The organism is Aeoliella straminimaris (assembly GCF_024054565.1).
Classification (GTDB): domain Bacteria; phylum Planctomycetota; class Planctomycetia; order Pirellulales; family Lacipirellulaceae; genus Aeoliella; species Aeoliella straminimaris.
In genome coordinates, this window is the sequence record NZ_JAMXLR010000065.1 from 56,520 (window position 1) to 75,696 (window position 19,177).

The 19,177-nt window shown below is 60.9% G+C and carries 17 protein-coding genes and 1 pseudogene; 11 read left to right on the plus strand and 7 right to left on the minus strand.

Translation table 11 applies throughout. The features are described 5' to 3' along the window. Positions 1-77: 77 nt before the first annotated feature. Both NG895_RS19460 and NG895_RS19465 read right to left on the minus strand, forming a co-directional pair. On the minus strand, positions 78-842 hold the full coding sequence (locus NG895_RS19460; RefSeq protein ID WP_252854196.1) for a prepilin-type N-terminal cleavage/methylation domain-containing protein: 765 nt from the start codon (positions 840-842) through the stop codon (positions 78-80). Between the two features lie 79 nt (positions 843-921). Next, the gene (locus NG895_RS19465; RefSeq protein ID WP_252854197.1) at positions 922-1,389 is read right to left on the minus strand and encodes a hypothetical protein; all 468 of its coding nucleotides are present in this window, start codon (positions 1,387-1,389) and stop codon (positions 922-924) included. Positions 1,390-1,573: 184 nt separating this feature from the next. Here NG895_RS19465 and NG895_RS19470 point away from each other — a divergent pair, with 184 nt between their 5' ends. From NG895_RS19470 to NG895_RS19515, 9 genes and pseudogenes are all read left to right on the plus strand, one after another. Beyond that, on the plus strand, positions 1,574-1,996 hold the full coding sequence (locus NG895_RS19470; protein ID WP_252854198.1) for a hypothetical protein: 423 nt from the start codon (positions 1,574-1,576) through the stop codon (positions 1,994-1,996). A 112-nt stretch (positions 1,997-2,108) separates the two neighbouring features. Beyond that, positions 2,109-2,366, plus strand: a pseudogene (locus NG895_RS19475) (type II secretion system protein); the annotation flags it as partial. Between the two features lie 593 nt (positions 2,367-2,959). Beyond that, positions 2,960-3,706, plus strand: coding sequence for a PEP-CTERM sorting domain-containing protein (locus NG895_RS19485; RefSeq protein ID WP_252854199.1), 747 nt, complete (start codon positions 2,960-2,962; stop codon positions 3,704-3,706). Positions 3,707-3,768: 62 nt separating this feature from the next. After that, a complete protein-coding gene (locus NG895_RS19490; RefSeq protein ID WP_252854200.1) occupies positions 3,769-4,815 on the plus strand; it encodes a hypothetical protein in 1,047 nt (348 codons plus the stop codon). 597 nt (positions 4,816-5,412) lie between these two features. After that, the gene (locus NG895_RS19495; RefSeq protein WP_252854245.1) at positions 5,413-6,225 is read left to right on the plus strand and encodes an all3515 family Zur-repressed PEP-CTERM protein; all 813 of its coding nucleotides are present in this window, start codon (positions 5,413-5,415) and stop codon (positions 6,223-6,225) included. Positions 6,226-6,455: 230 nt separating this feature from the next. Further along, positions 6,456-7,502: a DUF1559 family PulG-like putative transporter gene (locus tag NG895_RS19500; RefSeq protein ID WP_252854201.1), complete on the plus strand. Its 1,047-nt coding sequence runs from the start codon at positions 6,456-6,458 to the stop codon at positions 7,500-7,502. Positions 7,503-7,552: 50 nt separating this feature from the next. Then, entirely contained in the window at positions 7,553-7,969 is a 417-nt protein-coding gene (locus NG895_RS19505) for a hypothetical protein (protein ID WP_252854202.1), read from the plus strand. Between the two features lie 106 nt (positions 7,970-8,075). Continuing rightward, positions 8,076-8,777 carry a DUF6677 family protein gene (locus NG895_RS19510; protein ID WP_252854203.1) on the plus strand — a complete coding sequence of 234 codons (702 nt, stop codon included), beginning with the start codon at positions 8,076-8,078 and terminating at the stop codon, positions 8,775-8,777. Positions 8,778-8,791: 14 nt separating this feature from the next. Next, the gene (locus NG895_RS19515) at positions 8,792-9,013 is read left to right on the plus strand and encodes a hypothetical protein (RefSeq protein ID WP_252854204.1); all 222 of its coding nucleotides are present in this window, start codon (positions 8,792-8,794) and stop codon (positions 9,011-9,013) included. Between the two features lie 58 nt (positions 9,014-9,071). Here NG895_RS19515 and NG895_RS19520 read toward each other — a convergent pair whose 3' ends face one another. Beyond that, positions 9,072-10,124 (minus strand): ROK family protein, encoded by a 1,053-nt coding sequence (locus NG895_RS19520; RefSeq protein WP_252854205.1) that lies wholly within the window; start codon positions 10,122-10,124, stop codon positions 9,072-9,074. Between the two features lie 105 nt (positions 10,125-10,229). On the opposite strand from NG895_RS19520, the gene NG895_RS19525 reads away from it, so the two are divergent. Beyond that, the gene (locus tag NG895_RS19525) at positions 10,230-11,000 is read left to right on the plus strand and encodes a carboxylesterase family protein (RefSeq protein ID WP_252854206.1); all 771 of its coding nucleotides are present in this window, start codon (positions 10,230-10,232) and stop codon (positions 10,998-11,000) included. Positions 11,001-11,138: 138 nt separating this feature from the next. Here NG895_RS19525 and NG895_RS19530 read toward each other — a convergent pair whose 3' ends face one another. The 4 genes from NG895_RS19530 to NG895_RS19545 form a co-directional block, all read right to left on the minus strand. Next, a complete protein-coding gene (locus tag NG895_RS19530) occupies positions 11,139-14,264 on the minus strand; it encodes a hypothetical protein (protein ID WP_252854207.1) in 3,126 nt (1,041 codons plus the stop codon). 57 nt (positions 14,265-14,321) lie between these two features. Beyond that, a complete protein-coding gene (locus tag NG895_RS19535; RefSeq protein ID WP_252854208.1) occupies positions 14,322-15,116 on the minus strand; it encodes a hypothetical protein in 795 nt (264 codons plus the stop codon). A 62-nt stretch (positions 15,117-15,178) separates the two neighbouring features. Then, on the minus strand, positions 15,179-15,763 hold the full coding sequence (locus NG895_RS19540) for a hypothetical protein (RefSeq protein WP_252854209.1): 585 nt from the start codon (positions 15,761-15,763) through the stop codon (positions 15,179-15,181). Then, a complete protein-coding gene (locus tag NG895_RS19545; protein WP_252854210.1) occupies positions 15,760-16,860 on the minus strand; it encodes a KpsF/GutQ family sugar-phosphate isomerase in 1,101 nt (366 codons plus the stop codon). Before NG895_RS19545 ends, NG895_RS19540 begins: the two co-directional genes overlap by 4 nt. A 766-nt stretch (positions 16,861-17,626) precedes the next feature. Between NG895_RS19545 and NG895_RS19550 the strand changes: the two genes are divergently transcribed. Continuing rightward, complete coding sequence (locus tag NG895_RS19550; RefSeq protein WP_252854211.1) at positions 17,627-18,712, plus strand: PA0069 family radical SAM protein; 1,086 nt, start codon at positions 17,627-17,629, stop codon at positions 18,710-18,712. The last annotated feature ends 465 nt before the right edge of the window (positions 18,713-19,177 follow it).

Sequence of the window (19,177 nt, forward strand, 5' to 3'; positions counted from 1 at the left end):
AGAGCGGGAGCGATGCCACGGCGTAGCTCCCCCTGCAGTTTCGTTAGACAGCAAGCCCAGCGGTCGCGCGGCGCGAGCTACCGCGGCAACGCGAAGTTCACGCCTTCTGCGCACCACTCGGCAATCTGTTGTTCGGCGATGGCCACCACGTGTCCATCGGCGTAAAGATAGTTGGCCACGCGGCCACCATGACGGTCGACAGCTACCTCGGACTCGACCTGCTCGAACACCGCGAAATGCGGCGCGCCGCGATTGGCGAGGTTCACGTCGCTGAACCAGCTATACGAATGCACGTGATCGTAGTGCAGGGCCAGTTTCGTCGCGATACCTTCAAACAACAGTAGCGTCGCGTGCGTCTCCCGAAGGTCGTAAAAGTCACTAATTAAACCTTCGTTCGACTTGCGAATCGCTGCCGCCAGAACCGGCGGCATGCCGGTCGTGTCGACGTCGTCAGGTTCGCGGAGGTAGCCATTCAGGGCGTAGCTGGTCGCCGTTTGTTCGATGCCCTCGAGCCGTGACCGATCTTCCGGACAGAGCCGGATGGCGTCGACGTCTTCCATGTAGGGACCCAGTGTCGCAATCCACGACTTCGAGGTCTGGGCCGTCTGTTGGTCGTCGGCATTGTGGTAGGCCATCAGCGGAAACCGACCTTGGTGAGTATCAGCGTACTGATGCACCGCCAGGCCAACCTGCCGCATGTTGCTCGCGCAGTGAGTGCGCCGGGCACTGGCCCGTGCCGCCTGCACCGCAGGCAACAACAGCGCCACGAGTACGGCGATGATGCCAATCACCACCAGCAGTTCCACCAACGTAAATGCACAGCGCAATCGTCCACCGACCATGACCAACCTCGGACAACGGTATCCCGCTCCCTCCGCCAGGCCAACTGGGGCGCGGCGGGGGAGAATCCACAGAAACAAGCTACGCCGGAGCGGCCGGTGGTCCGCGCGGAAGATGCGGCGATAAGAAGTGCCGCGCTGGCTGCTGGGCGCCTGAGTGCGCGAGGAATTGACGAGCGGGAATGTCCGCAGGAAGGAGCTCCGTACGGCCCGATGCCAGTTTCAACGTGGCTACCGCGGCCAGTACGGGACAGGCGTGGGGCTCGTGAGGGTGGTGGGGCGGACGCAACTTCGCCAGTACGCGCGTCGATTGTGCGGCACTGGGATCGGCCTCCTCCTGCTTCACCAGCCAACTGTGGTGGTGCCAGTGAAAGTCGGGGCCGTGGCAGTGGAAGTAGCCCTGACGCTGCTGGGGCTCGCCGGCGGTCGACGCAGTCGGTGCCGCCGCTCCGCTGAACATGTAGTGCAACGACTCGCCCGTGCTTCCTACGATCGCGTAGACGGCCGCCAGCAAGAGTGCAATCGCTATTTGGGCGGGCGATTTGGCCATGGAGGTAGGCGGGTGGGCATCCAGGAAGGCGGGGGTCACCAGTATCGCACACCCCCTGCGCTGCGCGAACCTGCGTAACCCACGCAATTAATAAAGCCTTCAACATTGACCCGACCCGGGCGGCCTGATAACCTACGGTATTCGGTCGAATTCCGCTTTGAACCCCTCCCCGCCCCCCTGCGTTATGTCACGCACCCGGCAATTTATCGCTTCGCTCTTGGTGCTAACCTATGGCCTGGTGGCCGTGGGTGGGCATGGGCTGCATGCGTTGTTGCCTTGCGGCGATCCGGAGTGTGTGACCGAGTCGACCACCGACTCTTGTTCGTGCGTACTATGCCATCACGTACCAGAGGCTACGCCGGCCGACGGAGCGGACACCGATGGCCCCGCGTTCGGCAGTCCCGATTCGGGCAACCACAACCCTAACACCTGCGTGGTGTGTGCACTGCTGGCCAAGGTAAAGGTCGGCGGCGCAACAGGACCAATGGTGCTGGAGCTGTGCAATCACAGCACCGCGGAAAAAAGCCTCTACACGTCGACACCTTCGTCGACCCTTCTGCTGATTCACGCTCCGCGTGGTCCACCGGCTGCGGACTGCCAGGTCTAGATTCTCTTTGGCATCTGCTGCCTGCGCTATAGGCAGCGGAGTTTCCGCACAATTTCCGAGGGACGGTTCGCGTTTCGCCCACGCCGTGGGTGGCGCGCACCGGGTACATTTAATGCGTACTCATCGAGCGTTCACTTTGGTCGAGCTGTTGGTGGTGATTGCCATCATCGGCGTCCTGGTTTCCCTGTTGTTGCCGGCTGTTCAAGCCGCTCGGGCGGCTGCCCGGCGGACGCAGTGCGCCAATAACATGCGGCAGATCGGGCTAGGAGTTCATCAATTTGCCGACGTGCACAAGGGCCGTTTTCCCGGCATTTGGCACGATACGGACAAATCGCAGTCGTGGATCTTCACGCTCGCGCCGTACATGGAGAACGTCGACGAAGTGCGTTTGTGCCCCGAGGATTTGAAGCGTATCGAGCACAACAGCGGTGCCGATACCAGCTACGTGATGAACGGCTATCTTCGTCGCCCCACCAAGCAGGAAAAGCTGGTGCACCCCGATGAAGTGGTCGACATGATATCGAACCTGTTCGACCTGCCCGAAACGCATAACACCATCATGCTGTTCGAAGCAGCCGACACCACCGCAGTGGAGTACCAGTTCGATCACGTGCACTCACCGGAATGGTTTTCTGAAGAGAATCCAACACCTGAAGATCGGCTGAAGGCAATCGAGTTCGAGGTCGCTACCGAGCGACATTCGCACACGGCGGCCAACTATCTGTATGCCGATGGTCACGTCGAGGTGATACCCGCCTCGCAGATTGCCGAGTGGGTCGACGAAGACCACAACTTCGCCCGCCCGCCCCAGTAACGCGCCACTGCGAAACGGTTTTGCAAGCGTCTGCGCCGAAGGTGCGCGCGCTCGAGACCGCAGCGACGCGACTCCAAGCTCAACTCGCGCCCAAGGTGCGCGCGTCGGTATTCATCCTTGATTTTTTCCATTTGAAACGAGTTGTGATAATGAACCGCTCTACCCAGTTTGCTACCTTGCTCTTGGCTCTTTGTGCACTGCCCGTCGCGGCGTTCGGCCAGGAAGAAGAGCATGGCCACTTTGATATCTTCGTGGGCCGGCCGGAGTCCGGTGACAAAACCCTGATCGGCGGCGCCGAAGTGCCGGACGAACTAAACCTCACTACGCGGGTGTTCGAAGCCGATCTGGAAACCGACGCCATTGCCGGCAACAACTTCTATACCACCACCGAACCGGGCATGTTCAATGCCGGCAACAGTCTGCCGGGACTGCTGGGGGCGTCGAATCCCACCGGTGCCGTGGGCCTGGTCGCCGGCGAAGCGCCCAGCGTGTTGAACACGCCCGTTGTCCTGGCCGGTGCGACTTCGGACCTGTTTTACTGGGACGGTACCGGCGACGTGGCGTTTGTCGACAGCCCTGCGAACCTGGTAATCACGCAGACCGGCGGCGTCGCGGGCTCGGATGGTTCGTTCCACGACCATTCGTTTCTCGATATCGACGACCCGGTGTCAACCGCTCTACCCTCCGGCGGCATCTATCTCGCACCGCTTTCATTACAACTCGAGGGACTGGCTCCGTCCGAAACCGCTTGGGTGCTGCTGGTAACCGGTGAGGAGTTCGAAGGGGCCGTCGAGGCGGCCGAAGAGTACATCTCTGGCCAACTGGTTCCCGAGCCAAGCTCCATCGCCCTGGTGCTGCTGGCGGTCGCCGGCGGTGCCGCGGTGCTGCGTCGTTAACTGGCTTTCCTACTCCGTGGCCGCCGCGCGTTCTAAGTCGCGGCGGCCGCGGTTCCTATCGCATGAGACGTTACACAGCCATGTTTGCTACACAACCAATTCGGGCTCTCTGTACGCTGACGATCGCGGGGGTCCTGGCGCCGATGGCCTGGGCACAGCATGCTGACATGATGGTCCAGCAACAGGACGGAAAACTGGTGACCGGCCTGGCAGAAATCGAAGGCAACAACTTCACCATTCCCACCCAGGTTTACGGCGCCGGTCTGCTGTCGAACTATCGCGCCAGCAACCCTGGGTTCGTTGCACTTGCGGAGGACAGTCCGCTGCTGCCCGCAGGTGCACTGCCTGCAAGTACGGACCTGTACTTCGACTTCCTGACGATGACCGTCGAGCAAAGCGTATCGAATCTGTACTACTGGGATGGACTGGACGACGACTTGAATGGACTGAATGCCGACGATGTCGACTTCGTGGTGCCCGATAACACGACGTTCCGCGTCGTGAACAACGGCACCTTCACCGCCGACGCCAGCGACCAAATGGTACCCGGCGGACTGGTTTACACCACGGACTTCGATGGTTCGATCCATACCCACCCGGCGTACGGCGTCGACACGCTCGACGCCACGACGCCCGCTGCGGGGGTCTACCTGGTATCGATGCAACTGAGGATGGATGGCGTGGAAACGAGCGATCCCGTGTTTCTGGCGATGCGGACCAGTGCACTTGGCAGCGATGCTCTGCTGGCGGCGCAAAACTGGGTGGCCGACAAAATCGAGATGCTCACCTCGCCCCCGGTGCTCACCGGCGACTACAACGGCGATGGCCTGGTGGATCTAGCCGACTACACGGTGTGGCGCAACACGCTCGGTTCGACCACCAATTTGGCCGCTAACGGAGACAACTCCGGCGCCAGCGAAGGTGTGATTGATACGGCCGACTACCTGGCGTGGAAGGACAACTTCGGCGATTCGCTCGCGCCGGCGGCGGCGTTGGTTACCGGCAGTTCGGTGCCAGAGCCCATGTCGCTCGCCCTGCTGACGGTGTTCGGACTGATGTTACTGCTGGGTCACTTCATCCAGGAGAAAGTGGCACCGCATGGGGCGTGACCAGCGACAACTTGCGCTCTGGATCCTGGGACTCGCCGTTGCGTTGGGCAGCGTCGGTCCGAACCTGCATGCGCTGTTGGGTTGTCACTGCCAACTTTGCTCCCTGGGTCAGATTGTCGACTGGACGACGGCAACCTTTGCCTGTGGCACGCCGGCGACGCCAGACGACTGCCGGCAATTGGTTTCGTCACAGCAGTCGGGTGATCTGATTCCCTGCTCCGATTGCTTTGCCTGTCGAGTTCTGGCGGGCGCCGGCCTTTGGCCGCCGACGAGCAAGGTCCACCTGCTGCTGGACGCAGGCGCAAGACAACTCGGGCCACGCGATCTTGCGGCCCGAACGATCGAAGTCTGCAACGACTGTCTTCCTCGCGGCCCTCCGCTGGAAATCTCTTAGCGCAGTATCGGCGAGGTGTCGCCCACCCTGGGTGGGATGCGTCTCGCACTTCTACTGCGAATGAGCTGTTGAATTTATCCAATTAGCGCCAAGCAAAACGTTTTTGCCTGGTGATCGCTCGCGGTACGCGCACTGGGCGACGATCGTGAGCAGCAGATTTACATTGACTGAGATTTCAAACTGGAGATAGAATCGTGACAAAGATGAAGACAAGCATTGCCTGTGTGGCCATGGGACTGTCGTGCCTCGCGCAGAGTGCTTCGGCAGAGTTCCTCAATTACTATGTTGGGCTCGATACGCGTAGCGAGATCACGTACGGAACCTACCTGGGACTTTCCAACCCCAATCAGGATCGACTGACGTTTCTCTATGCTCACCCGAACGAGGAATCTCCCGAGTCGAATCACTTTCACGGCATCGGGGCGCATTCCTACGAAGGCCCCGTGGAAAGCCCCACAGCGACTCCCACTAACAGCAACAACCGACTTCCCGAGACCTACACCGGTCAGGCCCCTCTCACCCTGCAAACGGGCAGTGGGGAGTACGCTGGCAAGTTGGTTAGCGGCGAGAACGGCGAGCACTACAGCGATTTGACGATTGCCAACATCCACGACATGGCGGGCTTCGCCGAGGACGCACCGGAAACCTACATGTACAACAGCAGTGCAATGGGTTACCAGGGGTCGCTCGACGGAGTGCAGTTGGGACTCGAGGTGGTGTCCATCACCCCCGGATTGTATCTGGGCAGCGAGGGCCTCACTGCTGGCGAAACGCTGGAAGTCGGCGACCTGACCGCGCTGCCGTTCGAGCCCGTGTTCTGGACCGAAGCGGATGCGGTGCCAGGAACCTATTCGGCCGAACTGCGTTTGGTCGATCTGGGTGGCAACCTGCAGTCGTCGGGCACGTTCAACATCGATTTTGCGGTGTCGGCTGTTCCCGAACCCGTCACCGCCTGGATGCTGGGACTGATGGCGGCTGCCGTGCTGCCATGGCAGTGGCGTCGCATCGTGGGCTAGTTACTCGCAGTTGCTAGAGTCGCCCCTCTGCGGTTTTTCATCCGCAGGGGGGCTTCTTTTTTGATTGACACGGCCACCGGAATCATTGATCATTTACGCCGCGACTCTCATTGCAATGATTCCTCAGGCGAGCCGGGAGACGCACGCACAGCAGGTGGACCGATCCCTATCGGTGTGCAATTAGAGTTCTAACTAACCTATTGCATGCACAAGGCGAGAGACCGACTACTATGCGAAGCATTGCGCCCAACCATATCCATGGCCACTCGGTTCGCTCTACCCGTCCCAAGCGACTGGCGGGCTTTACTCTGGTCGAGCTGCTGGTGGTGATCGCCATCATCGGCATGTTGATTGCGATGCTGCTTCCGGCGGTGCAGTCCGCTCGCGAAGCGGCCCGCTTGACGCAATGCAAGAACCATCTGAAACAGATCAGCCTGGCGACCATCCAGTTTCATGACACGAACGAGGCCTATCCTCCAGCGCGGCTCCGCGCCTTGAGCTACGAGGACGGTAATCTTTGCGAAACAACCCAGCCATCGTGGTTGGTTCGCATTCTGCCATTTCTCGAACAGCAGTCCCTCGATTGGCAGGTTTACGATGCCTTCGAAGATCACCCTGACCACGTTCGCGAGTTCGCCCCAGCGGTGTTTGTCTGTCCGACACGCCGCACAGCCAGCGAATCGGTGATTCCCTCCAGCGTCGTCGAACAGGAACTCTACTACGCCTGTGGTTGCAGTTACACCGAAACGGTCAAACTGACCGGAGGGGCAGTGGGCGACTACGCGGCCAACCACGGCGACTACACCGGCGGTTCTGCCGGTGTGCAAGCCTACTGGCGCGGTGGCAATGGCACGGGTGTCATCATTTCTAGCCGCCCACTTTGCCGCGCAGGCAATCCAGCGGGATGGCTCGACAAAGTACGCATCAAGGACATCGTCGACGGCACTACTCATACGGCACTCGTTGGCGAGTTGCACGTACCGGCCGATCGCCTGGCACAAGTCCCCGAGAATGGTCCCATGTATAACGGCAAGGATCTGCCGGCCTTTGCTCGGATTGGTGGTCCTGGTGTTCCGCTTGCTCGCGGCGCAGACGATGACACGGTACCCGCTATCGGATTCGGCAGTTGGCATCAGGAAATCTGTCCGTTTGCCATGGCGGATGGATCGGTTCAACTGATCGACAATTTTGTCGACGTGGTTGTTCTGCAAAACATGTGCACTCGGGGCGAAGCGGCCCCTCGACGCGTCGGCAATTCTGGCGGAGCCGTGCGATGAGGTGCCCGCCGTTGTGCCAAATTTCTCGCGCGCCCAGCATGCTGCTGGCAATGCTACTGGTCGCTGCCACCGGTTGCGGCGATGCCCGGCCGCCTACCTACCCAGCAAGTGGAGTGGTCCGCTTCGAAGACGGAACGCCCGTGCGGTACGGAGTGGTCAACCTGGTGCCCCAGTCGGCCGGCCCCTCGGCGCGCGGAAAGATCAACTCTCGTGGCGAGTTCGAGTTGGGGACCTTCGATACCACCGATGGCGCTATGGCGGGCGAGTACCGCGTGTTGATCGTTCAGTACTTGCCATCCGCGGAGAAGGTGGTAGCAGCCCCGGATGAGCACGAGCATTCGGATAGCAGCATCGTTCCACTCTCCTATTCGCAGCTGGACCATACTCCCCTGCGGGCGGAAATCGTTACCGACGGGGACAACCGCCTGGAAATGCTCATTGAGCGCCCCGGCCGGTCTTCGCAGTGATTTCTCCCGATCTGGCCAAGAATCGTAGTTTGGGGCACAATATAGGGTTTGGTCGGGCGAAGAACCGTCCGTATGCTGAGACCGCCCCCGTCCCGCGACGAGCTCAATGGCCGAGAATCCATCCCAAACCACCTCCGACGTTCCGGAGGTCGATCTTCGCAATGCCCGCCTGGCCGCCTTTCTGGCGTGGTTAGTGCCAGGGCTCGGGCATCTGTACCAGCGGCGGACCGGCAAGGGCCTGCTGTTCATGATCACCATCCTGGGCACTTTCGCCTATGGCATGTACCTGGGCGGTGGCCGCGTGGTGTATGCCTCGAGCACCCGCCCCCCGATTCCGATGGGCATCAGCAGGCAAGCCATCGCCAGGGCCTTTGAGAACGCAGGCCGTTGGCACTATTTTTGTCAGCTACCGGTGGGTGTGGTCGCGCTGCCCGCCTACGTGCAGGCGTGGCGCGTCGAGTCCGGTAAGGCACCGCTCGACCTGTTCGGCGACAATTTCGAACGCCCGCCCTACACGCCGCTGGATGCCGAGCGGCTCTTTCCGAACAAGTCAAAGACAGAACGCGACGCCGAGTACTTCCAGACCAAGGACTTTAACGAAGAAATCGTCTACCACGCCACCGAACAGCAGAAGTGGAATCACGACCTGAACTACAATTTCGAACTCGGCACCGTATTCACCATGGTGGCTGGGCTGCTGAACGTGCTAGCCATTTGCGATGCGCGGTGGGGACCTTTGGTCGCGTTGCCACCGCCCGGGGAGAAGCCCGACAACCCGGGTACCGATAAACAAGAATCCAGCGAGTGAGGCCGCGCGCCGCCATGAACCCACTACTGCTTACGCTTCTGCCACTGGCCGCCATGACCGAGCGATTGTGGTACGCGCTCCCGCTGCTGGTAAGTGTCAGCCTGGTGTACGCGGCCACGCGTCACGAAGAGGTGCCCGACATACTCAGCCACGCCTGGCGGTTCGCCCTGTGGATTGTGGTATTTATGGGCATCGGTGCGCTGGTGGTCCAGATCACCACGTGGACGCTGCGATAGCCGGGGTACTGCCACCGAAACCGGTCACCGTACGCGTGGAGCGGCCGGGCTATGCCCTTCAGCTATAACTGTGAGCCAGTGCGCCGATCACCGGGGCGGCATCACCACACGCAGAGAACTCAAAGCGGTCGAGGTTGCGGAAGCCGTCCAGCGCGTGGGCGCGGTACGATGCCTCGGCATGTAGGCGATATCGCTCGCGCACCTCCGGCGCCAGGTCGCACACCCCGCCGCCGATAACGATCTGGTCGTAATCGCCCAGGTAGTTGATATCCAACAGGGCGATGCCGAGCGCACGCGCCTGGTCGTCGAACAACTGCTGGGCCAGGGCATCGCCTTCGGTGGCCATCTCGCGAAGGCGCTTCGCTTTGTCACGAACGGTGCCGGGCTGCTGGTGGAAGGGATGGTTGCTCCACTCGTCGAGCGTCAGACGGTACTCCAGTTGATGGGTCAGCCCGGTGAGCGATACGGCCGATTCAACCGTTGAGTAGGCGTTGCCCACCTGCAGCTTGCGGTCGTGCTCGTAGCGGAAGGCGAACTCGGGCAGCAGCAGATGCCCCGCGTGGCCCGCGCGTCCTTCCATGCCCCGCACCACCTGGCCATCGCGTACCTCGCCGCCGCCCAGGCCGGTGCCGACGATCACCATGAACAGCGATCGCAGCTTCTCGTCGGTCGCCAGTTCACGCTGCACTTCGTCGTACTGCAGGTGGCCACTGCGGATGGAGTACTCTCCCAGCGCGGCGGCCTGTCCATCACCAATGTAGCGAACCGGAATCTCGATGCCGCGGGCGACAAACCCTTCTTGGAGCGCCTGGCGGATGTTAAATCGGTCCCAGTACTCCGCTTTCAGGTTGGGCGTCTTGAGCAGCACGCCGTCGAGCGTGGCGGGACCGGGCGTGGCGATCGTGGCCATTTCGATCTGGCCCGGTCTACCTCCCAGGTTTTCGACGCCCCCCAACACGGCTTCGATCACCGCTTCGATCAGCGGCGCCGGCCCCAGGGCCGAGTTGGTCTCGAACTGATCCGAAACCAGCAGAATCCGTTGCTCGGCATCGCCGATCGCCACGGTGCTGGTGGTGCCGCCGACATCGATTCCGATGAAGTAACGCGTCATGAAGCCGCCCATCAGGTAAACAGAGTGTGATCGTGGTATAACAGTTTTAGGCCTTAAAGTTGCCAAGTGCTAGCCTGGAACACCTTCTATCTGAGGAGTCCCCCCATGCCGACTCGATTGCTTGCGTTCGCTGTTTGCTTCGCAGCGTGCCCCCTTCTGCTGGCCGACGACCTGCAACCCATGCCAGGCGAGCAAATCGCCACGCGGCTGCAAGTCACCATCGAAGGCGATACTCCCCGCGAAGTGGAGGTGCCCTTCTTGCTGTACGTGCCCGAAGACTACCAGGCCACCGGCAAACCCTGGCCGTTGGTGCTGTTCCTGCATGGTGCGGGCGAACGCGGCGACGGCAGCGAAGAGCAGCTTCCCAACGTGGCCAAACATGGTCCTCCCAAGCAGGTGGCGGCTGGCAGGCAGTTTCCATTCATCCTTGTCTCTCCTCAATGCAGTTACGCCGAGCGCAACGTGCCGCGTGGCTGGCAGGCCGATCAACTGCAAGCGCTGCTCGACAAGCTTGAGAAGGAGCTGAACGTCGATACCAACCGGGAGTACCTCACCGGATTGAGCATGGGTGGGTTCGGGTCCTGGCGGTTGGCTACCGCAGCGCCAGAGCGGTTTGCGGCCGTCGCTCCCATCTGCGGGAGTGGCAATCCTCAAGAGGTGGCCGCGCTGGTCGACGTACCGCTGTGGGCATTTCACGGCGCGAAGGACCCCGTAGTGAAACTTGAAAGCACCACCAACTGCATCGACGCTTTGCGCGAAGCGGGTGGACATCCCAGACTGACCGTCTATCCCGAGGCAATGCACGACTCGTGGACCGAGACGTACGACAACCCGATGTTCTACGAATGGCTGCTCGGGGAACGCCTGGGCGAGTGAAGGTACCACCACAACGTCCTGGGGGCCTGAGGTCGAGCTCCGCGGGCAGCCCGCAGGCAAGCGAGATGACCAATGCCGTAGGACCAATAACCAACGGTCACATGGCGTTGGTCACTGGGAACTTCGTCATTGGTCATTTTACCGGATCGGTCCATTCCGCGGCGAGCGTGTCGGCTGGGCGCTGCGCGGTGTCGTTTGCTGGAGCTCGATGGGCGAAACATTGATGCCGTTAAACTCGCCACTGGTGCGGTAGTACTCGAGCCGCTGCCCGCCGCCCTTGCCTTCCCGGCCCTGGTAATCCCTGGTGCGGATCATGGCGTCCTGCCGCCCGTCGCCCTCCAGCACAAACAGGTCTTTGGCCTGGCTGTAGCTGGCCATCATGGCCTGCGCCTGGAACACTCCGCTTTTGGCCGAGCGACCTTCGATGTCGACATTGGTGAGCGCTCGCACCTCGAGCGGGCCGAGCTTGTTCTTCTTGGCGGGACGGGCCAACGGGTCTTCGTTCACTTCCAGCGTCTCGCACGATAGCGTTACCGTGTCGCTCGGCAGCCGGCCCGGTGCATAGAGCGGTAGCTCGTCCTTCCAATCGTCCACCGGTCCGTATACGCCGCGCACCCGACCATGGAACCGCACGATCCGCTGGTTCACATTGCCCGAGATACCGTCGTTGAAGTCGAGGCGTGCGTATTGCAGATGCGGCTCTTCTTTCTTCGAGGGTTGCTCGGGATGCGGCCGGTGACCAGGAGCCCCGGCCAAGTCGGCAAAGCCCAGCGATCCGGTCGACAACCGCACCGAGCGCAATACGCCCGGCCCGCGACCTTGGATGTTGCCAGTCAGGTGGTCGTAAGCAATTTGCTCGACCTGAAAGTTCTCGTGCGAGATCTGGCCTTGGTCGTCCTGGCCACGATAGTCGCCGACGACGTTTCCTTCGAGAGAAACGCGGGCCAGCTCGACTTTGCCGTCGGCGGCGTCGCGGCCAACGCTCAACGGCTTGGTCAGCAGCGCCACCAATTGGTCGGCCTGCACCCAGCCGTGCTGACTTTCCACCAACGCCCGACCGCTGGCGACGATGCGCTGCCCCGCGGCGTCGAGGCCCGTTTGCCAGGTCAAAGTCACCGGCGTCGTGGTACCGGACAGTTGTCCGAACAATTCGCCATCGACGTTCATCGTGGCCATGCCAGGTCCGTTGCTCCAGAATCGCCCTGTCGACTGATCGGCGTCCAGACGTTCGGCTGCCAGGGTCATTCCCCGCGCGGTGATTGTTGCGGTGCCGGGCCCTCCGAGTTGCGGATCGCGTCGACCAGTAACGGTGATCTTGGCATCGGTGTCGACATCACGCACCGACATCCGTTGGCCACGTACTACCAGCGGTTCCTCGCCCGGCTTGGCGTCAAGTTCGCGGAACACCACCGAACCGTCGCACATTACGTTCGTCGGTTCGGCCGACTTGCCCGCCAGCGCCAGGTCGAGGTTGATCTGATTGGCCCACAGATCGTACCGCTTGCCAGCCGGCTTGTCGTTGCTGCCATCCAGCCGCATACCGTTCGAAGCTTCGCTCACTTGGCCCGGGCTGGCAGATTGCCAGGGTTCGAAGTTGCCTTCCAGCAGATGCGTCCGCCCCGACAGCTTCGGCGAGGCAAACACTACGTCGCCCGAGGCCATCAGCCGCTCGGGTACGATCGCCAGCTTGTGCTTGCTCTTCGACACCTCGAAGGCGGGGCCGTCTGGGCCGTCGGCAGGTACTTCCCGCAGCTCGACTTCCATCCGGGCGGAGGTAATCTTGCCCAAGCGGTGCGCGTCGACCACGGGCTGGCCACTCAGCACCAAAACCGGTTGCCCGTCGCGTCGCGTGAGCTGCACCGGGAATCGTGTGTCGGCGGCCGCCTGCCAGGAGATGTCGATGATCCGATCGGGTCGCGTGGCGTCGGGCACTGCCCGCAGCCGACCAGGGCCGGCCATGGAGAGCTCTCCCACCGCGCGGGGCGAAGATTCTTCGGGCATCTGATATTCGATCAGCGGCGCCAGTCCTTCGCTCGAACCGTAACGCAGCATGACCTCGCTGCTATCATCCAGCGTAATTCGCCGAGAGTATAGGTTGATCCGCACTCGGTTGGCCCGCAATTCTGCGTTCTCCACATCCGACTGCGCCTTCACCGGGTGGCCGGTAGCTGTCACCAGGATGGGCTTCATCGACCCCACCGCCTCGCGCTGGCGACGAGCCACGTTCGGATCGTCGCTTTCGATCGGCACACCATCCTTATCAACCGGCGAGAACTTCACCGATAACTCGTGGCAGTCGAGTTGATCGTAGGGGCCATCGAGCCGCTGACGGGTGACCACCACCGTGTTGTCCAGCGTGGCGACGTAATTCAGCATGTCGAAGAAGAAGCGACCGCCACATTTCACCTCCACCAGGTTCGACTCCGCCATCGGCGTCGTGGCCGATGTCAAGCGAATGGGCCGAGGCGATGGATATACTGTCCGCATCGCCAGCTTGTCTTGTGCCTTCTCCTGACCGAACAGGTCGGTCTCGCCCGCATCGAACACGAAGTTGACGTCCTCCTGAATCGTGAGCGACTTCACTCCATTGATGCTCAAGCCTTGTTTCTTGTGCAGATCGCGATTCAGACGAATCGCCAGCTTGCGCCCGCTACCGTGGTGGGGGCCCAGCCGTGCCTCGACCAGCGCATCGGTGCGAACCAGCCCCTCGTCGGCGATCACCAGATCGCGGGTCTTGATTAGCAGGTCGTCCGCCGGACCGGGCGTCTCCATGTCGCTGCGTATGGTGATCACTCCGGGGAAACGGCCTCCCACGATCTTGCCGATCTTGCCGCTGGCAGGATTGAAGTCGTCGTCGAACTTCAGGTGGGCGCCACCCGGTGCTTCGATGATCACTGCATCTCGGGGAGCCGGGCTGCCGAACTCCCAATCCGAAGGTAATAGCAGCGCCGCGCACTCATCCAGATCCATGCTGCCATCGTCGTTGTTGCGATAGCCCTTCAGCACCAGCATCATCCGATCGCGCAAGACCACCATCGGCAGCGGATCGGACAGCGTCCAATGGCCCTCGGGAAAGTAGGAGGCTAACAGGTCGCCATAGCGGCTGAACGCCTGATAGCTTCCCTCGACATCGACGGGCGTAACCGTTTTTTGCGACCTCTTCACACTTGGTTCGACAATCGGCGCCACCGTGTTGACGTACACCAGATACGCCACGACCAGCGAGGCGAAGGCGGCAGCACTGCGAAGGAGGCGAGGGATCATGAACAGTAAGTGGCTGGTCGAGAACTAGTCGGATAGGTTGCTGGTGCTCACTGAAATTCAGCGAATCATGGCAATGCTAAAGGCGAATACCTTTACATCTTGCGGTGGCCCCCAACTGCGAAGCGTCCAGTTGTAAAACCCCGTCAACAATTCACGACGCACCTGCAGCTCGCGTTCGGGTACGGCGCGACATACGAAGCCGTCCTTTCGCCACTGGTCGACACTGCAGGCCAGGAACACCTGAGTCCCCTCGGGCACATCGTCAAGGTCGTTCACCACCAGCAGCTCGTCCTGCCACTGGTCGAGTTCCACGTCGCCGCCCTGGGTGCTGTCGACGGCCCCGAAGCGAGAGAGCTCGATGACGGGCTCGAGCGGAGTAAACTGAGGCTCCTCATAAAGGAAATTTACCTCTGCGAAGCGATTACCGGGAATGACAAAGCGATAGTGGGCCTCGGCTTTGTCGGTGGGCAGGTTGTCGAGGTAGTAGCGAGCGAAGGAGAATTGCGGCTTGTCGACCGACGCGTCGAAATTGGGATAAGGCGGAGGAGGCGCAGAACCACGGCACCCTCTGCCCGTATACGACACTCTCCGCGCGACCGTGCCCATCAGATCGATTTTCTCACCCCATTGATCGACGTATTGCACCGGTGCGTCTTCCTCCAACCCGATGTACGTCCGCTCGATCGTAGCGAGCGATTCCACCTGCACTTCGTCCGGAACCGCGCGGGAGGTATCGATATCGATGTAACCCGTCCATGCGGGTTTCATTTGGAGCTCCTGCCCCATGGCCATCGATACGAATGTCATCAACAGCGAGAGGGTGAATGCTAGTTGGCAACCATGCCGCTTCATCGGACGACTCCTGATGTTTGCAGTGACGGTGGAACAGCGACTACAGCACTCGTGGTTCGATGCTACGGCGCCAAGCCCAGCAGCTCGCTATCGGCGTAGTTCACGACGATGAAACCATTCTTATCCTTGGCAATTGCCACCGCAGGCTTGCCGTCGTACCGGCTGCGGCCGACAGGTTCGCCGACGGTTCTGACCGTCAGTCCCGCCGTCTCTTTTGGCGCAACAGGGGGTCGAGCGAAAACGGTCCGGCACCCAAAGCAGAGTCCTCGAGCGACAGACGAACGCCGCTTCGGAAACGTAGCGCTCTCGTCCACCACGTCGGCCTCGGCGACCCGCTGCTTCATCGCTTCGATTTCATGCACTTCGTAATAGAACACCAGCGGGCCATTCAGATTGGTTTTGTTCCGCCCCAGTTCCATTTCGCCCCAATGGTTCTCCCCATAGGCGGAATCGTGGCCGGCGAATTCAATCTCCGTACGCTTCAGCGTGCCAATCGGCGCTAGCTCGATCTCCTGTGGCATTCTGGCGGTCGACGCGACCTCGAACTCCCGCGCTTCGAATTCGTACTTGTAATTCTGCCCCCACAACGTCGATGCACACGTCGACGAAACGATTGCAGTGAGAATGGCAAGGCGCAAATAGTTCATGCTACTTCTCCTTGGCGTTTGTTGTCGGGGGCCGATTTGGGGAACACTCGAATGGTCGGGCGTTCGTCGTCACGTTCTTCTTGTTGGCCGTTGCTGCTCATTACATCGGTCACGTCGATCATGCCCACAGGGCAACCTTCGTGGTCGACCACCGGCAGCTCGCTGATCTTACGCTCGGCCAGAATCTCGATGGCCAGTTCGGTGCGGGCGCCCAATTGCACTCGGGCGCAACTCTTGGTCATTACCTCGCTGATGGGGCGATCGAGCGCCTGCTCGTCGTGACATTCCACCAATCGGGCAAGGTCGCTATCGGTAAAGATGCCGGACAACTCGCCCACGTCCGAAACCAACATGACCGCACCGCTGCGCCGACCGGGGCGGCTGCAACTTACAATCACTTCGCGCACCGTCTTGGTGTCCTCGGCCACCCGGCATTCGGACAGCCCACGCATGTGATCGTCCACTTTGCTGAGTTTGAACCCCAGACTGCCGCCGGGATGAAAGCGGGCAAAGTCTTCGGCCGCAAAGCCGGCCAATTTGCTGAGCACCAAGGCCAAGGCATCGCCCAGGGCAAGCATGGCGGTCGTGCTGGTGCTGGGCGCCAGGCCCAACGAACAGGCTTCCTCCAAGTCGCCCAGTTCCAACACGCAAGTGGCCGCCCGGCCTACCTTCGACTCGCTACTGGCGGTGATCGCAATGATGGGCACACGCATGTTCCGCAGCGAAGGCAACAATTGCACGACCTCGCTAGTCTCGCCGCTTTGGGTGAGCATCAGCACGACGTCTTCTTCGGCAATGCGACCCAGGTCGCCGTGGAAGGCCTCGGCCGGATGCATGAAGTGGCTGCGCGTGCCGGTCGAGGCAAGCGTCGCAGCAATTTTCTGACCCACCAGGCCAGCCTTCCCCATGCCGGTAACGATCACACTACCCGCGCTGTTACGCACCAACTCGATGGCGTGGGTGAAGGAGTGATCAATGGTGGTAGAGAGTTTCCAAACGGCCACGGCCTCCATCCGCAACACTTCGCGTGCAGCGCGCAGTTGCGCATGATGATCGAGGACGTCTCTTGCAGAATTCGATGGTCGAACGGCATGCATGCCAGTGACTCCACTTTGGGTTGACAGACCGCCGCGCACACGTTGTTTGCGACCAACCAGTCCTTTGGGGCGGCGTAGTGTAGCGAGAGTTGTGGATCGTGCCAACGCGAGAGTGGACCCACCGGCAGAAGAGCAGCAGAACTTGCTGAGCGCGCAAAAAAAGCTCCCAGAAAAGCTACGTCCCAGGGGGGCAAAGGACGGCGAACTCTTCCGGGAGCGATTGGACGCAATTTCGCCTGCGCTCGGGGCGGACGCCGGGGAAAGCGTGTGGGGGGAGAATGCTTTCCGATGGCGTCAGTTGTCTTATGTTAGCAGTGAGCTAGGTTTGCGGCTACGCCTGTTAGCTGATTTGGTAAATTCGGATATCCGGGAGCAGTATCGAATCTAACACGTCCGAGGCTTAGGCCACTGCGTGAGGTTTACCGTCTGAGGCGAATCGCCGCAAGACCGAACCTCGGGGCACTGGCCCGTGCCGCAGGTGTCAGCCGTGTCGTGCGTCTGACGGGGCGAAAAATACTGGCCCTACCCTACTGCGTCAAGGTCGTTTGGTGGGAATCCCAAAAAACTTATTTGCCCGGGGTTTTCACTGCTTCTTGTCACCCAATGTGACCATGCGTACACTCACATGGATGGCCGGTCGTTCCCCAAAGATGCCGGCTGTGCCCAAACTCCCCCTGCAAAGTCTTGCGTGTGCCACCCATCACGGGGGCTTTGGGGGGTGGGTCGTATTTACCACACCACGACGTTCGTCTTCGAGTTGCTGACAATGAACCCACAGACGTCCCCCATCAAAGGACGCGGAGCACAATCGCAGCCCGCCAACCCTTACTTGCGTGTGGAGTGCCAGCCACATTGGGACGACTTGGAGGGCGATGAGGAATTGCTCGCGCAACTCGCCCGGCCAGCCACGGTGTACCTGCCGGATGAATCGCAGACGATCGTTTCGGAAAACAACAGTCCTGATATCCCGTTTCGCTACAGCATTAACCCGTATCGCGGTTGCGCTCACGGCTGCAGTTATTGCTATGCTCGTCCAACGCACGAGTACTTTGGTTTGAGCGCCGGTCTGGACTTCGAAACAAAAGTAATGGTGAAGCACCAGGCGCCGCAGTTGCTTCGCAAATGGCTTGCCCGTCGCAGTTGGGAGCCGACTTGGATTGCAATGTCGGGGGTGACCGATTGCTATCAACCGGCCGAACGGGAGTTTCGCCTGTCGCGCGGCTGCCTGGAAGTGGCTGTGGAATGCCGCCAACCTATCGGCATCGTTACCAAGAACGCGCTGGTGACGCGCGACATCGATCTGCTTGCGGAGCTGGCGAAATACCGGGCGACCCAGGTCGCGGTTTCCATCACGACACTGGACACTTCGCTGGCACGAACGATGGAACCCAGAACCAGCTCGCCCGAGGCGCGGCTCCAAGCTCTTCGGAAACTCACATCGGCAGGCATTCCCACCCAGGTGATGATCGCGCCGATAATACCAGGTGTGAACGACAGCGAGATTCCGTCCATTCTCCAAGCCGCCCGCGAAGCGGGGGCGACCAATGCTAGCTATGTCTTGCTGCGACTCCCCACTACGGTGGTAGACGTCTTTTTTGGCTGGCTCGAGAAGTTCTATCCCGACCGCGCGGCGAAGGTCGCCTCGCTGGTACGGACCACTCGCGACGGAGAGCTTTACCGCAGCGACTTCGCCACTCGCCAGCGCGGCCAAGGCGAGATGGCCAAGCAGATCGAACAGACTTTTCGCGTGTTTGCCACCAAATACGGCTACTCCTCCGCTTCGCCGCCGCTGGACGCATCGCACTTTCGACCGCCGAAGGATGCCAGCGGGCAGATGCGATTATTCGATTGAGGAAAGATAGAAGTAGTAAAGGCAGGTGTCGCTGCGAAGGAGGTTCGCCGACGGCGATAGCTGGCCCCCACCCCGCAAACTTTACCCGCCTTTGCTCACCCAACTGCCAGTTGCGAGGCGGTTGTAAACGTTGCAAAACGTTCCGCCGGGATGCTGTCACTCCTGTGGGCCTTAGTTTCTCGACATTTCCCCTGCACCATCGCGATTACGAAAAATTTCTGGGTGTGCGCATCGCGATTGGCACACCACCTGCACTAAGGTCATCCCGTCGAAGCAACTCTTCGGCAGATCGGGGAACTATGTCGAGCGCAACGAGGACACGCCGGCCCGCCGCGGGCCAACCTCACCGCCGACAGGAACCCGGTCACCCAGTACTCGCCTCGGTCATGAGACGACTACGGCAAGTGCTACCGAGTCTCGCAGGTGGGCAATCCTGAACTCCTCCTCCACTACGACTTTTTGCAA